Genomic DNA, 14864 nt, shown 5'->3' with positions numbered 1-14864 from the left:
CCGCGCGGCTTTCGTGGCTGTGCGGCCCCGAAAACCCTCACCTTTGGGAAAACTCGTGTTTTACTGTGATCCCGAATCCGCTCACGACCTTTCCTGCAACGGCTCACGCAGCTCCCTGAACCCCATCACGTCAGCTCCCGCAGAAGATCACCTTGGCTCCCGTAAAACTTCACCTTGTCGGCCGGAAAGTCTTGCCCCATAAGGCTGTGCCGTGGCGTTAACGTTTTTAACTAAGGGTTCAAGGGTGTTTACTTCTAATACTCTCAAGACATCGGCCGACGAGTTTTCCACAGACACCCCAACCCCTGAACACCCACGGGCAACCGGATTCGTCGTCATGTGAAACAAATGCCCAAATTCGGGGCTCGCTGGAAATCGCTTGTAATACAAGGGCTTGGCTGATTTTCTTCGCTTTGTTTCACGGAATTCCAGCCTACCTTCGGCAGGATCGGCTCAGAACCCCGATTTCTGTGCAAAGCGACGTAAATTCACAACGGACCCTCGAAAGAAGTATCAATAGATACGTATTTCGTTATGATTGCCACATTCATTGTCTGCGAGTGTTGCCATGACCCTGGACGAAATGCGTCAAGTCATTCGGGAAGAACTGGAAGTGCTGCGCGCAAGCGGTGCGCGGCGCCAGGAATTGTCGCTGCATGCGTGCAAGCGCTTGTTCTTCGATCTCGGTATCCGGCCGTCGGCCGCCAACGTCCGCGATCTCACCCAGACCGGCAGCGCCAGCGACATCCCGAAAGACATCGACCATTTCTGGGAACGCATCCGTTCCGCCTCCAAAATCAGGCTCGACGGCGCGGCGATACCTAAAGCCGTCGAGGAAAAGGCCGGCGCGTTGCTCGGCGCGCTCTACGAAGAGGCATTGAAAGCCGCGCGCGACAGCCTCGATGGAGACCGGGAAAAGGTTCGCGCCGACATCGCCGACGCCGAGCAGCGATTGCGGGACGCAACCGTCCGCCAGGAAACGCTCGAGGGAGCGCTCGCGCGCGGTGAAGCGAGAAACGAGCAATTGCAGGCGCGGGTGACCGAACTCGAGGTGCAGCTCGCGTCGCAAACCACCCACGGTTCGGCAAGCGAAGCCACATTGCTCACCACAGTCGCCCGACTGGAAAAAGAACTAGCCGCGGCTGCCAGCCGGATCGATGCCGAACAGGCACAGAATGCCGCGCTGCGCGACCGCATCGATGCGCTGCAAGCCGAATTGCAGCAGCGCACCGAGCACTACGCGCAGCAAATCAAGGATGCGGTGGCCGAAGCCGAACGCCGTGTCAAACCGATGCTGGTCGAACTGGACTCGTTGCGCAGCATGGCGTCGACCTACCAGAGCGGGTTGCGCGACGTTCAGCGCAAGGAGTTCGATTTCCTGCAGCAATTGAGTTCGGCGAAGGCGCGTGCCGACCGGCTCGAAGAACAGTTGCGCGCCCAGAGCGACGAACTGGACCGCGCAACGCGCGACATGAGCTCGTTGCGTGCGAACCGAGGAATGAATCCGGAAATCGCCGAGCTGCTGCGGCGCCTGGCCGACGCCGGACAACTGGATGCGGATGCGTATGCCGCGATCGGCACCTCGCTGGATCACGAGATTCCGGCGCCGACCCGGTGTCCGCATTGCGATGGCGAACCGGAACTGTCACATGGCGACGAGGGTTTCGAAGTCACGTGCCCCGAGTGCGAGCACGCGTCGGGCGCATGGCCGTCCCGCTTCGAAGCCGCCGCGCGTTTCGCGCATACCTGACCCGAAGGCCGGCAACGCCGCACAGGTGAGAGGATCCGGGAAGCCCGCGGTGAGGATTTTCGGGAGCTGTGAAAGGGTGAGGCTGCGCCACGCAAGGCTGCTCACGGATCGATTCGCGTGAGCAGCCGTTTCCGATCAGTGAGTTTCGTCGCGGTCGGATGCGTCACCGCTGCCGTCGGCCAGCCCGTCGCGCCAGTTTTTCCATGCGCGATGCAGGCGATTCGACGAGATCGGCCGCATGAAGCCCAGCCATTTGCCGACGCGCTCGGGCGGCACGTCGTGTTCGAACAGCTCGGCCGCGTAGGTATTGCGCAATGTTTGCGGGCTTGCACGCGCGGTGCGTGACGACGTGAGCCCGGCCGATTCGACGATCGCGTCGATCGCGCGCAGCATCGTCGCCTTGTGCATCGGCCGCCCGGCATGCGATGCGGGGAAGACGAGCTCCCCCGGAATCTGCTGGCGTTTGCGTTCGGTGAGCCAGGCTTCGAGCAAGGCGATCGCGAACGAAGCCAGATGGGTTTCGCGTGCGTAATCCGGATGCGTCGACTCGATCCGCAGCGACGTCGTGCTCGTATTGATGCAACTAATCGTAAGTGCGCGCGCTTCTCCGGTTTTGATGCCGGCACCGAGAAACGCGGCGACGAGCGCCCGATCACGGCGTTCCTTCCAGTACGCGGAACCCGATACGCCGATCGGCGAAAACAGATACGCGAGCAACGTCGCGCGTTCCGCCGGCGTGAGGAAACCGGTCGGTTCGTTGTCGCGGGCCTTTCGCCAGTTCGCTTCGCCATCCTGAGCAATGAAGCGGGCCGGGTTGGTCGATGCGTACTCGGTGCGGCGGACATGATCGAGCACACGCTCGATCAGCCGAAGATAGCGCATCCGCTGCGTTTTCTTGATCGGCAACTCGCCGACGAAGTTCGCGATGGTCGGCGTATCGACCGTCGCCAGGTTCTTTTGATGTGCACGCATCCACGCGAGAAACGCGCCCCATTGCGCGCGATAGACATCGGCCGACGAGCGGCGATAGTCCTGCATCGCCAGCCACGCGTCGAACGCGGTTTCGGGCGAGACGACCCAGTCGGACGCATCGTGGTCGAACAGATCCTTTTCTTCCGGCGGGGCGGTGGTGTCGGGAGAGGCGGGAAGGGACATGGCATTAATTCCGTTAGTTGCGTATATGGTAGCCCTTTCCGCAACGTATCGGGTGGCAAACGGGTGAGCCGGCCGCAGTGCGCCGCGGCCGGGGCTGGGCCATCAGTCGCCCCACGCCTTGGATTGGCGGTGAGCGCGCGCGGGACGCGCGGTATCGTGCGTCGTTGCCGCGGCTTCGTAAGCGAGAACGGCGAATGAAAAGACCGCGGGCAACGCATTCGAGCGCCCGAAGTCGATCGGATCGTCCGTCTCGGGAAACGTCATGTCCGACGGCCGTTCGAACAGTTGACGCATGCCAGCGTCGTGCCGGCTGGCGAAGCCGAGATCGGCGAGCGCTTCGGCTTCGATCGCGTGCAGCAGGCGCCACGTCAGCGGCACGCGCTGACGGATGTAGCGTCCGGCGATATGGCGAACGATCAATTCGAGGTCGTGCGCGGCAGCCTTGAAGCTGAGCGCGGCCAAGTCTTGTTCTTCTGTCATTGCAGGCTCCTGTCGACCGGGGCGGGCGCCTCGGTGCGCCAGCTCCGGCCCTTGCATGGCGGAATGTCCGTTTACTGTACAAACATACAGTACTTTCCGCAACTGGCCCGCGATTGGCCTTTTGGCCGGCTATACGCGCCGTCAGCGATGTATCACGATCAACAAGGCCCGTGCTTCGGTCTTGCCGGGATTGCGGATCGCATGCGGCTCGTCGGCCGGGTAGCGCGCGGTGTCGCCCGCCTTCAGGCGCCGGCTGGCCGCGGCGGCTTCGATTTCCATCGCGCCCTGCAGCACGGTGAGGTGCTCGCGCGTGCCGGGTTCGTGCGCGTTCGATACCAGTGCGCCGCCGCCCGGCAGCGTCAGCTCGTACCACTCGAACTTGCCGGCGAGATCGATCGGGCCCCATACGCGCAACTGGTACCGGCCGTCGTGGCCCGCAAGCGTCGGAATGTCGTGCGGGCCGTCCACGCGGATCGTCTCGGGCGCCTTCGGCTGCGAGAACAGTTCGTCGAGCGTGATGCCGAGCGCGTTCGTCAGCCGCCACGCGACGGCGATCGTCGGGTTGGCCTTGTCGCGTTCGATCTCGGAGAGCATCGATTTCGATACGCCGGCCGCGCGCGACAGGTCGTCGAGCGTCAGCTTGCGTTCGTTGCGCAGGCGCTGGATTTGCTCGCCCACGCGCGGCGGGGTCGCGGCCGGCGGCTGCGGGGCGGCGTCGGCACGCGTGCGCCGCGATCCGGAGGAACTTGCCATTTGAATTCCGTTCGCTTAGAGTTGTTCGATATTTCGAATTCTAGTTCGGAATATCGGATAAATGCGGTCAACCGAACGACCGACTATAACAGTAGCAGGCCGCAGCGCCGCCACGAGCCGTGCGCTGCGGAATGCGAATCCCTGTCAGGAGCTTTGCGATGCGTGATGCCTTTCTCGCCCAGGTGCGCGGGACGCTCGACCAGATCCGCGCGGACGGTTTTTACAAGACCGAGCGCGAGATCGCGAGTCCCCAGGCGGCAGCCGTGCGGCTCGCCGGCGGCGCCGGCGTGCTCAATTTCTGCGCGAACAACTATCTGGGCCTGGCGAATGATCCGCGCCTGATCGACGCGGCGAAAGCCGGCCTCGACCAGGACGGCTTCGGCATGGCATCGGTGCGCTTCATCTGCGGCACGCAAACCGTTCACAAGCAACTGGAAAGCGCGCTGGCCGCGTTTCTCGGCACCGAGGACAGCATCCTCTATTCGAGCTGCTTCGACGCGAACGGCGGGCTGTTCGAGACGCTGCTCGACGAGAACGACGCTGTGATCAGCGACGAGCTGAATCACGCGAGCATCATCGACGGCATTCGCCTGTGCAAGGCGAAGCGTCTGCGCTACAAGAACAACGATCTTTCCGACCTCGAGGCGAAGCTCAAGGAAGCCGACGCCGCGGGCGCGCGCCACAAGCTGATCGCGACCGACGGCGTGTTCTCGATGGACGGCATCATCGCCGACCTCAAAGGCATCTGCGATCTCGCCGATCGTTACGGCGCGCTCGTGATGGTCGACGATTCGCATGCGGTCGGCTTCATCGGCACGCACGGCCGCGGCACGCCCGAACACTGCGGCGTCGAAGGCCGTGTCGACATCATCACCGGTACGCTCGGCAAGGCGCTCGGCGGCGCCTCGGGCGGCTATGTCGCCGCGCGTCGCGAGGTGATCGAGCTGCTGCGCCAGCGCTCGCGCCCATATCTGTTCTCGAACACGCTCACGCCGAGCATCGCCGCGGCGTCGCTGAAGGTGCTGGAACTGCTCGGCAGCGACGAGGGCGCGAAGCTGCGCGAGCGCGTGCGCGAGAACGGCGCGCGGTTCCGCAAGCAGATGACCGAAGCCGGCTTCACGCTCGTGCCCGGCGCGCATCCGATCATCCCGGTGATGCTCGGCGACGCGCAGCTCGCGACGAACATGGCCGACAAGCTGCTCGGCGAGGGCGTCTACGTGATCGGCTTCTCGTTCCCCGTCGTGCCGCGCGGCCGGGCGCGCATCCGCACGCAGATGAGCGCCGCGCATACGCCCGAACAGATCGACCAGGCGGTTGCCGCGTTCGTGCGCGTCGGCAAGTCGCTCGGCATCGTCTGACGGAGGCGCGACCATGAAAGCACTGGCAAAGCTCGAACGCGGCCCCGGCCTCACGCTCACGCGCGTGAAGCGCCCCGAAGTCGGCCACAACGACGTGCTGATCAAGATCCGTCGCACGGCGATCTGCGGCACCGACATCCATATCTGGAAGTGGGACGACTGGGCGCAGAAGACGATTCCGGTGCCGATGCATGTCGGCCACGAATACGTCGGCGAGATCGTCGAGATGGGGCAGGAAGTGCGCGGTTTCGCGATCGGCGATCGCGTGTCCGGCGAAGGCCACATCACCTGCGGTTTTTGCCGCAACTGTCGCGCCGGGCGCAGGCATCTGTGCCGCAACACGGTCGGCGTCGGCGTGAACCGCGAAGGCGCGTTCGCCGAATACCTGGCGATTCCGGCGTTCAACGCGTTCAAGATTCCGCCCGAGATTTCCGACGATCTCGCGTCGATCTTCGATCCGTTCGGCAACGCGACGCATACGGCGCTGTCGTTCAATCTCGTCGGCGAAGACGTGCTGATCACCGGCGCGGGCCCGATCGGCATCATGGCCGTCGCGATCGCGAAGCACGTCGGCGCGCGCAACATCGTCATCACCGACATCAACGACTATCGGCTGGCGCTCGCGCGCAAGATGGGCGCGACGCGCGCGGTCAACGTCGCGCGCGAGTCGCTGCGCGACGTGATGGCCGACCTGCACATGACCGAAGGCTTCGACGTCGGTCTCGAGATGTCCGGCGTGCCGAGCGCGTTCACGAGCCTGCTCGAGGCGATGAACCACGGCGGCAAGGTGGCGCTGCTCGGCATCCCGCCCGCGCAGACGGCGATCGACTGGAATCAGGTGATCTTCAAGGGGCTCGAGATCAAGGGCATCTACGGTCGCGAAATGTTCGAGACCTGGTACAAGATGGTCGCGATGCTGCAAAGCGGCCTCGACCTGTCGCCGATCATCACGCATCGCTTTGCGGCCGACGATTACGAGCAAGGCTTCGCCGCGATGCTGTCCGGCGAAAGCGGCAAGGTGATTCTCGACTGGACGGTCTGAGTCGCGTGTCGAGACGGGGCAGCGCGGCGCGTTCGCCGCCTGCCCCGTGTTCGTTCGTACGCGCACGTCGAACCTCGGAAGCGCGATTCAACGCTTGAGGTGAGATTATTCGGGAGCCGTGTTTGCGCGCCGAATCGCCACGCGATCCCACGTCGGTGACGTGCAATTGCATGTTCGTTTCACCCGTCGATACACGCGTCGCTGCTTTCCGTCACGCCATTCGGCGCCCGTTTCTCCCCTTCCACACCTTCCCCCGCTTTACTTGGCGTGCGATATCGTGCCGATCCGGCACATCGACAGTGAGTCGCATGCAGCGTCGCGACTCACTAATGCACGATGCCATCCACATCGATCGGCCTCGATCGGTGCGTAGGCCGCTACCTGATCCGTTCACCCTTCGATCCGCTCGTGTCGGGCCGAAGGCTCGACATGACGCGCCGGCTCGACATGACGCGCCGGCGCGTCGGGCACGATTCGCCCCTCCCACCAGCAGGGACTTTTCATCCGGGTATTGACGGCGGAGAACGATCGTTCTACCGTAAACCCATGAACACATCTCTCGATTCCGCCGGCGAACCCGGCGTTCGCGACCGGCTGCTCGACGCGGCCGAAGCGCTGATCTATTCAGGCGGCATCCATGCGACCGGTGTCGATGCGATCGTCAAGCGATCCGGTGCGGCACGAAAGAGCTTTTATTCGCATTTCGAATCGAAAGAGGCGCTGGTGGTCGCCGCGCTCGAACGTCGCGACGAGCGCTGGATGCACTGGTTCGTCGACGCGACGCTGGCGCGCGGCAAGACGCCGCGCGCGCAACTGCTCGGCATGTTCGACGTGCTGCGCGACTGGTTCGGGCAGCCCGACTTTCACGGCTGCGCGTTCCTGAATGCATCGGGCGAGATACCCGACGCCGACGATCCCGTGCGCGTCGTGGCCCGCATGCACAAGGCACGCCTGCTGGCGTTCGTGCGCGAGCGCTTCGACGTCCATGCCGACGAAACCGGCATCGAGCGCCGCGGGCTCGCACGCCTCGCGCGTCAGTGGCTCGTGTTGATCGACGGCGCGATCGGCGTGGCGCTCGTCAGTGGCGATGCAAACGCCGCGCGCGATGCGCGCGCGACCGCTGAACTGCTGCTCGATACCGTATCGCGGTAGCCGACGCAGGCATCCGAACCGGCTGTGTGCATTCGCAGCCCGAACCCTGAACAGGAGCAACCCATGTCCGCCTCCCCCGAAGTTCGTCCGCCCGTTCCGCCTTTCACGCTCGAAACGGCGCGCCAGAAGGTGCGCGCCGCCGAGGACGCGTGGAACACGCGCGACCCGCAACGCGTGTCGCTCGCCTATACGCCGCAAAGCCGCTGGCGCAATCGCGCGGAGTTCGTGATGGGCCGCGACGAGATCGTCGGGCTGCTGCAGCGAAAGTGGACGCGCGAACTCGACTACCGGCTGATCAAGGAGCTGTGGGCGTTCGGCGGCAACCGCATCGCGGTGCGCTTTGCGTACGAGTGGCATGACGACGCGGGCAACTGGTTCCGTTCGTACGGCAACGAGAACTGGGAGTTCGATGAAAACGGCCTGATGGCGCATCGTCACGCGAGCATCAATGATCTGCCGATTCGCGAGGCGGACCGTCTTTATCACTGGCCGCTCGGCCGTCGTCCGGACGATCATCCGGGGTTGTCCGACCTCGGGCTGTGATGCTCGTACACGTTCAACGGATCGGCGAACGCATCGGCCGGGTTCAATGGTGAGGAAATTCGGGAGCTGGCCGCTGAAGGTGAGATTTTTCGGGACGAGGTGAAATGTCGCGTCGAGCTGTGTGCATTGAACAGATCGACGCGACATCGCATGAGTAAAGCGAGGCATGCGTCGAAGTACTGCGGTGTGCTTCCCTGCGCGATGCATCTCACCGATCGCGCCGAAGCGATCGTGCATCGACGATCGGTGTGTGCGAGCGCGACGTGCAACTCACCGATCGGATCGTCTTTCGACTTTTCAAGGAAAACCGCACGAGCCGTGCGCGTTGCGATGTGTCGTTGCTCACCGCTCGACTTTACCGCCGACGCAACTGTGGAGTCCGCACAAGTGCGTAACCGCATCGCGTGTCGCTCACCGCAGACGGATGCTTGAGCGCAGCGCAGCCCGGCGCGAACGCCGGGCACGACCCTCACTCAACCCGCAATCCGCGCGGCGATCGCCTCGCCCACTTCCTGCGTGCCGGCGTTGCCGCCGAGATCGCGCGTACGCGGCCCCGTGCGCAGCACGTCCTCGATCGCGGCGACGATCGCATCGTGCGCGTCGCGTTCGCGGCCCGTGCCGTTACCGAGGAAGTCGAGCATCATCGCGGCCGACCAGATCATCGCGATCGGGTTCGCGATGTACTGCCCCGCGATGTCGGGCGCCGAACCGTGCACGGGTTCGAACAGCGACGGGAACGTACGGTCGGGGTTCAGGTTCGCCGACGGCGCGATGCCGATCGTCCCCGTACAGGCCGGCCCGAGATCCGACAGGATGTCGCCGAACAGGTTCGACGCGACGACGACGTCGAAGCGGTCCGGCTGCAGGACGAACCGCGCACACAGGATGTCGATGTGCTGCTTGTCGACCGCGATCTCCGGATAGCGTTCGGCCATCTCGGCCGCGCGCGCATCCCACCACGGCATGCTGATCGCGATGCCGTTGCTTTTCGTCGCGACGGTGACGCGCTTCGCGCGCCGCTGCGCGAGCTCGAACGCGAATTTCAGCACGCGCTCGGTGCCGTGCCGCGTGAAGATCGACTGCTGCATCACGACTTCGCGCTCGGTGCCTTCGAACATCGTGCCGCCGACCGACGAATATTCGCCCTCGGTGTTCTCGCGCACGATCATGAAATCGATGTCGCCCGCGCGGCGGCCGGCGAGCGGCGACGGTACGCCGTCGAACAGGCGCGCGGGCCGCAGGTTGATGTACTGGTCGAATTCGCGGCGGAATTTCAGCAGCGAGCCCCACAGCGAAATATGATCGGGCACCGTCGCCGGCCAGCCGACCGCGCCGAACAGGATCGCGTCCATGCCCGACAGTTGCGCTTTCCAGTCGTCCGGCATCATCGTGCCGTGCTGCGCGTAGTAGTCGCAGCTCGCCCAGTCGATCTCGACGAAGTCGAAACGCACGCCGAAGCGCGCGGTCACGGCGTCGAGCACGCGCACGCCCTCGGGCATCACTTCGCGGCCGATGCCGTCGCCGGGGATCACGGCAATCCTGTAAGTCCTGTCGGTCATGCAAATCTCCTTGGCTGTTCGGCCGGCTGCCGGGAAGGCAGCGGCCCGTCACGTCATTCTATTTATTTCCATATGGATTAAAATCGCGCAAAAGTTAATCGACTTTCCACGAATCGTGAATAAATCGCCGAACCTCGACGACCTGCGCGTGTTCAGCGTGGTCGTCCGCCTCGCGAGCTTCAGCGCGGCCGCCGAACAGCTCGCGGTGTCGCCCGCGTACGTCAGCAAGCGCGTCGCGATGCTCGAGGCGCAGCTCGGCACGCGCCTGCTGCATCGGTCGACACGCCGCATGACGGTCACCGAAGCCGGCGAACGCGTGCTCGCGCGCGCCGAAAAGATTCTCGACGACGTCGATCATCTCGTCGAGGACGTGTCGACCACGCGCACGGTGCCGCGCGGCACGCTGCGCATGTCGAGCAGCTTCGGCTTCGGCCGGCACGTCGTCGCGCCGGCGCTGCTCGACTTCAGCGCGCGTTATCCGCAACTGAACGTGCGGCTCGATCTGTTCGACCGGCTCGTCGATGTTGCCGGCGAGGGCTACGACCTCGACGTGCGCATCGGCGACGAAATCGCCGATCACCTGATCGCGCGCCGCCTTGCCGCGAACCATCGCGTGCTGTGCGCGTCGCCCGACTATCTCGCCCGCCGCGGGACGCCGCGCTCGCTCGCGGATCTGGCCTCGCACGACTGTCTCGCGATCAAGGAGCGCGATCATCCGTTCGGCGTATGGCGACTGAACGTGCGCGGCGAAACGGCTACGGTGAAGGTCGGCGGCGCGCTGTCGACGAACCATGGCGAGGTGGCCGTGCAATGGGCGCTGGCCGGGCGCGGCATCGTGCTGCGCTCGATCTGGGAGGCCCGGCCGCTGATCGAGGGCGGCGCATTGTGTCGCGTACTGCCCGATGCGATCCAGCCCGCGAACATCTGGGCCGTGTATCCGGAACGCGTCGCGGCGTCGGCGAAGGTGCGCGTGTGTGTGGATTTTCTGGTGGAGGCGTTGGCCGGCCTGGATGCCGCCGCGGGTGACGATACGGCCTGAAACCGGCTAAAGGTGAGCTTTTACGGGGGCGTGCGCAGGCACCGTCGACGATGCCTGCGGGCGCGTCACGCCGCGTGTCGCGCGCCGAGCATCAAGTCGAGATTCTGCACGGCGGCGCCGGATGCCCCTTTGCCGAGATTGTCGAACACGGCGGACAGCAGCACCTGGGTGCCGTCTGCGTTGACGAACACGCCGAGCCGCAGATCATTGGTGCCGTTCAACGCTTGCGGATCGAGATGCGTTGCCGCGCGTGCGTCCGCGAGCGGCATCACGTCGACGTGACGCGCATCCGCGTAGTGATGCGCGAGACAGGCATGCAACCGCTCGCCCGTCACCCCGGCCGGAAGCAGGCGCAGCTCGATCGGGATGGTGAGCACGATGCCTTGCCGATAGGCACCGTAGGCCGGCACGAAGAACGGGCGGTGTGCGAGCCCCGCGTGTTGCCGGATCTCGGGCACGTGCTTGTGCTCGAGTGCGAGGCCGTAGACCTGCAGCGGCAACGCGCGTGCGGCGGCGTCGCCCGATTCGAATGCATCGACGGCGGCCCTCCCGCCGCCCGAGTAACCGGACACCGCATGGATGCTCACCGGGTAGTCGCGCGGCAGCAGCCCGGCTTGCAGCAGCGGGCGAAGCAGGCCGATCGCGCCCGTCGGATAGCAGCCCGGATTGGTCACGCGCTTGGCCTGCGCAATGTGTCGCGCCTGTCCGTCGGCCATCTCGGGAAAGCCGTAGACCCATTCGGGCTGCGTGCGATGCGCTGAACTGGCGTCGATCACGCGTACCGCCGGATTCCGGATGAAGCCGACCGCTTCGCGCGCGGCCGCGTCGGGCAAGCACAGGATGGCGATATCGCACGCGTTGAGTGCGTCGGCGCGCCGCGCGGGGTCCTTGCGTTCGGCGGCGGGAAGCGTGAGCAGCCGCACGTCGCTGCGGTCGCGCAGACGCGCGTGAATCTGCAACCCGGTCGTGCCCTGGTCGCCGTCGATGAAGACAGTGGGGAAGCTCATGATGGTCGTGTTCGTCGCGTTCGGTCGTCGGGGGAAGCCGTATCGTCCACCGAAAGCCTAGAATAGGAAAAGTTGAATTTACTGACCGTCCGATTCAGCTTTCCTGAACGAGAGGTGTGTGATGCGCGAAATCAGTCTGGACCGCCTGCGTACGCTGGTCGCGATCGCGGACCAGGGCTCCTTCGTGGCGGCGGCGCAATGGCTTCATCTTGCTCCGCCGACCGTCAGCCTGCATGTTGCCGAGCTCGAAAGCCGCGTCGGCGCGCCGCTGCTGTCGCGCACCCGCGGCAACGTGCGCCCCTCCGTGATCGGTGAAGTGCTGGTGGAGCGGGCGCGGCGTCTGCTGGCAGAAGTCGAATCCACGCTGGACGACGTGCAGCGACAGGTGCAGGGGTTGACCGGGCGTGTACGCCTCGGCGCATCCACCGGGGCGATCGCGCATCTGTTGCCGCAGGCGGTGGCCGGATTGCGTGCGAAGCATCCGGATATCGATGTGCAGATCGCGGTGCTCACGTCGCACGACACGCTGTCGCGCATTGCACAAGGCACGCTCGATGTCGGGTTGGTCGCGCTGCCGCAAGCGCCGGTCGCGGGGCTGACGATCCGCCCATGGCGCCGCGATCCGGTGATGGCTTTCCTGCCCGCGGACTGGCCGCTTCCGGCCCGGGTGACGCCGGCGTATCTGGCCGCGCGGCCGCTGATTCTCAACGATGCGACGACGCGCCTGTCGCGGCTCACGACCGAATGGTTCGCGCTCGGCGGCCACCGGCCCGAGCCGCGGATCGCGCTCAACTACAACGATGCGATCAAGAGCCTGGTCGCCGCAGGTTACGGCGCGACGCTGCTGCCGCACGAGGCGGGCGCCCCGTTGCCGGATGCGCGCATCGTCATGCGGCCGTTACGCCCGGCGTTGTGGCGCGAGCTGGGGATTGCTCATCGAGCCGGCCCGGTCGAACGGGCGACGCAGCACGTGCTCGATGCGCTGCGGGCGCTCGGCGCGCGATAGCGGGCCGTCGCGCGGCCGGGCCGTGCGACCCGAACGCGCGTTCAGAGCCGGTTGTCCTTCGCGAGCATCAGCACGCGCGCCCAGCGCTGCGCATCGCGCTTGTCCATCATCGGCAGCTTCCATTCACCGCGCACGGCGTCGCGCACGCGCACGACGAGATGCCAGCGGCCGTCGATCGGTGCGGCCTCGCAACCGTCGAGCTGCGACAGCGTATAGCGGCCGTCCGCGCCGTCATGCGACAGCCACAGCAGCCCTTGCGTCGCGGACACGCGCAACTCGCCCCACGCGCGATGCACGATATGCGTCCAGCCTTGTTCCTTCGTGTTCGGTGCGATGTCGCGACGGCGCTTGAGCCACCACGCGATCAGTGCGATCAGGAGCGCGGCGGCCAGCACGGCGGCCGCGATCGCGACCGGCTGGCCGAACTGCGCGGCGATGACGTGGAACAGGTGAACGGCGCCCCATCCCAGGGCGATGAGCGCGAATAGCGCAATGAAGATCGGCATGTCGAATCGGAAAGGAGGACGGGCCGGCGCATGCGGCGCGCCGGCCCGTTGCACGCGGCATTACCGGCGGCGGTGAATGTCGTGCGTGACGAAGCCCGCGTCGTTGACGGGCAGCGCGAGGCCGTCCTTCACCGCGAGCGTCTTGCGGATGTCGTCGAGACCGGCAGACCAGTGGTCGCGCATCGTCGACAGACCGAACTGATAGTCCTTGTAGTGATGCTCGTACGCTTTCTGCTGATAGATCAGATGCTGGATGTTGTACTTCTTCCCGCTCGACATCTCTTCGGCCTCGACGCACCACGGGTCGTTCTTGCGCTGCTCTTCCGGCACTTGGTCGAGCACGTGACGCAGCACGTTGCGGTAGCGCTGTTCGCGCTGCAGCGTATCGGTGACGAAACGCGTGCGGCTCGAATACTGCACGTCCTTCGTGCGCTCGGCGACGTCGGCCATCGTGCGCGGCAGCGGCCCGCGCGCGCTCCACAGATCGACCTGGAACGCGAGCGTGTCGCGACGCGGCCGGGCGCGGAGCACTTCCATCAGCGGCGTGTTCGACACGACGCCGCCGTCCCAGTAGTACTCGCCGTCGATCTCGACGGGCGGGAATGCGGGCGGCAACGCACCGGACGCCATGAAATGCTCGGGCGCGAGACGGATGCGCGAGTTGTCGAAGTACACGAAGTTGCCGGTGCCGACGTTGACGGCGCCGACCGACACGCGCGTCTCGCCCGAATTGATCCGGTCGAAGTCACACAGTTTCAGCAGCGTCGTGCGCAGCGCCGACGTGTCGTACCAGCTGATTTTTTCCGGATGATCGGACACTCCGGGCAGCGGCGGCGGAAAGCGCGGCACGAAAAAGCCCTGCTGGCCCTGCATCATCGCGCTGGCGGCCTGCGACGCGGTGAAGAACGTGCGGACCTGATCGATGCTGTTGAACAGCGCGAATTCGAACGCGGCCGGAATCGCCGGAAAGAACGCCGGCTGGCAGATCGTTTCCCAGAATTCGCGCAGGCGCTCGACGCGATGCTCGGGCGCGTTGCCGGCGATCAGCGCGGTGTTGAGCGCGCCGATCGAGATGCCGGCGATCCAGTCGAGCGGAATGCCTGCTTCGTGCAGCCCTTCGAATACGCCGGCCTGATACGCGCCGAGCGCGCCGCCGCCTTGCAGGACGAGCGCGATCGTTTCGTACGGCAGCGACCGCGCAGCGGCCGGCGCACCGGCTTCGTGGTGCAGGTCCGCCGCATCGACGGCCTGCTTTTCTGTACGCGCGTGCGGTTTCATCAGTTGCTCCGAGAAATCCCGCCGTGGACGGCGGTGATGGATGGCGTGGCGTCGGTCGACGACGGCACGCCATCGCAAGAATGGCGGCGGCGCGGAAACGCGCCTGCCGCCGGGAAAGCGCCGGCGTTACTGCATGAACCAGCCGTGGCTGACGATGAACGACTGGCCCGTGAGCGCAGCGCTCGGGAATGCCGACAGGAACAGCACCGTCTGCGCGACATCCTGCACCGTCGTGA

Annotated in this window: 14 protein-coding genes and 1 pseudogene; 7 read left to right on the top strand and 8 right to left on the bottom strand. The window is 65.4% G+C overall.

The features are described from left to right. The first annotated feature begins 568 nt into the window (after positions 1–568). The gene (locus tag WS89_RS18885) at positions 569–1750 is read left to right on the top strand and encodes a DNA-binding protein (RefSeq protein ID WP_059792641.1); all 1182 of its coding nucleotides are present in this window, start codon (positions 569–571) and stop codon (positions 1748–1750) included. Between the two features lie 135 nt (positions 1751–1885). Here WS89_RS18885 and WS89_RS18880 read toward each other — a convergent pair whose 3' ends face one another. The 3 genes from WS89_RS18880 to WS89_RS18870 all read right to left on the bottom strand — a co-directional run bounded on the left by WS89_RS18880 (position 1886) and on the right by WS89_RS18870 (position 4138). Next, positions 1886–2905, bottom strand: a complete 1020-nt coding sequence (locus WS89_RS18880; RefSeq protein WP_059792639.1) for a tyrosine-type recombinase/integrase — start codon at positions 2903–2905, stop codon at positions 1886–1888. Positions 2906–3007: 102 nt separating this feature from the next. Beyond that, positions 3008–3385, bottom strand: coding sequence for a DUF2471 family protein (locus WS89_RS18875; protein ID WP_059499609.1), 378 nt, complete (start codon positions 3383–3385; stop codon positions 3008–3010). Positions 3386–3526: 141 nt separating this feature from the next. Next, on the bottom strand, positions 3527–4138 hold the full coding sequence (locus tag WS89_RS18870) for a helix-turn-helix domain-containing protein (RefSeq protein ID WP_034205807.1): 612 nt from the start codon (positions 4136–4138) through the stop codon (positions 3527–3529). 158 nt (positions 4139–4296) lie between these two features. Between WS89_RS18870 and WS89_RS18865 the strand changes: the two genes are divergently transcribed. The 4 genes from WS89_RS18865 (at position 4297) to WS89_RS18850 (ending at position 8233) form a co-directional block, all read left to right on the top strand. After that, positions 4297–5496 carry a glycine C-acetyltransferase gene (locus WS89_RS18865; RefSeq protein ID WP_059499611.1) on the top strand — a complete coding sequence of 400 codons (1200 nt, stop codon included), beginning with the start codon at positions 4297–4299 and terminating at the stop codon, positions 5494–5496. A 13-nt stretch (positions 5497–5509) separates the two neighbouring features. Continuing rightward, complete coding sequence (gene tdh, locus WS89_RS18860; RefSeq protein ID WP_059792637.1) at positions 5510–6538, top strand: L-threonine 3-dehydrogenase; 1029 nt, start codon at positions 5510–5512, stop codon at positions 6536–6538. Between the two features lie 546 nt (positions 6539–7084). Continuing rightward, the gene (locus WS89_RS18855) at positions 7085–7690 is read left to right on the top strand and encodes a TetR/AcrR family transcriptional regulator (protein WP_059792635.1); all 606 of its coding nucleotides are present in this window, start codon (positions 7085–7087) and stop codon (positions 7688–7690) included. Between the two features lie 63 nt (positions 7691–7753). Continuing rightward, entirely contained in the window at positions 7754–8233 is a 480-nt protein-coding gene (locus tag WS89_RS18850; RefSeq protein ID WP_059792631.1) for a nuclear transport factor 2 family protein, read from the top strand. A gap of 473 nt (positions 8234–8706) precedes the next feature. On the opposite strand, the gene WS89_RS18845 is transcribed toward WS89_RS18850, so the two are convergent. Then, positions 8707–9792: a tartrate dehydrogenase gene (locus tag WS89_RS18845; RefSeq protein WP_059792629.1), complete on the bottom strand. Its 1086-nt coding sequence runs from the start codon at positions 9790–9792 to the stop codon at positions 8707–8709. A 115-nt stretch (positions 9793–9907) separates the two neighbouring features. Here WS89_RS18845 and WS89_RS18840 point away from each other — a divergent pair, with 115 nt between their 5' ends. Further along, entirely contained in the window at positions 9908–10831 is a 924-nt protein-coding gene (locus WS89_RS18840; RefSeq protein ID WP_034205801.1) for a LysR substrate-binding domain-containing protein, read from the top strand. Between the two features lie 65 nt (positions 10832–10896). Here WS89_RS18840 and argC read toward each other — a convergent pair whose 3' ends face one another. Further along, on the bottom strand, positions 10897–11838 hold the full coding sequence (gene argC / locus WS89_RS18835) for an N-acetyl-gamma-glutamyl-phosphate reductase (protein ID WP_059792627.1): 942 nt from the start codon (positions 11836–11838) through the stop codon (positions 10897–10899). Between the two features lie 121 nt (positions 11839–11959). Here argC and WS89_RS18830 point away from each other — a divergent pair, with 121 nt between their 5' ends. Next, a complete protein-coding gene (locus WS89_RS18830; protein ID WP_059792624.1) occupies positions 11960–12844 on the top strand; it encodes a LysR family transcriptional regulator in 885 nt (294 codons plus the stop codon). Between the two features lie 41 nt (positions 12845–12885). Here WS89_RS18830 and WS89_RS18825 read toward each other — a convergent pair whose 3' ends face one another. The 3 genes and pseudogenes from WS89_RS18825 to WS89_RS33870 all read right to left on the bottom strand — a co-directional run. Then, entirely contained in the window at positions 12886–13350 is a 465-nt protein-coding gene (locus tag WS89_RS18825; RefSeq protein ID WP_059786260.1) for a hypothetical protein, read from the bottom strand. Positions 13351–13410: 60 nt separating this feature from the next. Beyond that, positions 13411–14628, bottom strand: a complete 1218-nt coding sequence (locus tag WS89_RS18820) for a patatin-like phospholipase family protein (protein WP_059499619.1) — start codon at positions 14626–14628, stop codon at positions 13411–13413. A gap of 126 nt (positions 14629–14754) precedes the next feature. Beyond that, positions 14755–14864 (bottom strand): annotated as a pseudogene (locus WS89_RS33870) (3-hydroxybutyrate dehydrogenase); the annotation flags it as partial.

Source organism: Burkholderia sp. MSMB1072 (assembly GCF_001524725.1).
Classification (GTDB): domain Bacteria; phylum Pseudomonadota; class Gammaproteobacteria; order Burkholderiales; family Burkholderiaceae; genus Burkholderia.
Note: the sequence above shows the minus strand (reverse complement) of the source record. Positions and strands in the feature narration are given on the sequence as shown.

Coding starts and splice junctions, on each gene's coding strand:
- WS89_RS18855 (WP_059792635.1), top strand. CDS start 7,085: ATGAACACATCTCTCGATTCCGCCGGCGAACCCGGCGTTCGCGACCGG.
- WS89_RS18885 (WP_059792641.1), top strand. CDS start 569: ATGACCCTGGACGAAATGCGTCAAGTCATTCGGGAAGAACTGGAAGTG.
- WS89_RS18830 (WP_059792624.1), top strand. CDS start 11,960: ATGCGCGAAATCAGTCTGGACCGCCTGCGTACGCTGGTCGCGATCGCG.
- WS89_RS18845 (WP_059792629.1), bottom strand. CDS start 9,792: ATGACCGACAGGACTTACAGGATTGCCGTGATCCCCGGCGACGGCATC.
- WS89_RS18820 (WP_059499619.1), bottom strand. CDS start 14,628: ATGAAACCGCACGCGCGTACAGAAAAGCAGGCCGTCGATGCGGCGGAC.
- argC (WP_059792627.1), bottom strand. CDS start 11,838: ATGAGCTTCCCCACTGTCTTCATCGACGGCGACCAGGGCACGACCGGG.
- WS89_RS18880 (WP_059792639.1), bottom strand. CDS start 2,905: ATGTCCCTTCCCGCCTCTCCCGACACCACCGCCCCGCCGGAAGAAAAG.
- tdh (WP_059792637.1), top strand. CDS start 5,510: ATGAAAGCACTGGCAAAGCTCGAACGCGGCCCCGGCCTCACGCTCACG.
- WS89_RS18825 (WP_059786260.1), bottom strand. CDS start 13,350: ATGCCGATCTTCATTGCGCTATTCGCGCTCATCGCCCTGGGATGGGGC.
- WS89_RS18875 (WP_059499609.1), bottom strand. CDS start 3,385: ATGACAGAAGAACAAGACTTGGCCGCGCTCAGCTTCAAGGCTGCCGCG.
- WS89_RS18870 (WP_034205807.1), bottom strand. CDS start 4,138: ATGGCAAGTTCCTCCGGATCGCGGCGCACGCGTGCCGACGCCGCCCCG.
- WS89_RS18850 (WP_059792631.1), top strand. CDS start 7,754: ATGTCCGCCTCCCCCGAAGTTCGTCCGCCCGTTCCGCCTTTCACGCTC.
- WS89_RS18865 (WP_059499611.1), top strand. CDS start 4,297: ATGCGTGATGCCTTTCTCGCCCAGGTGCGCGGGACGCTCGACCAGATC.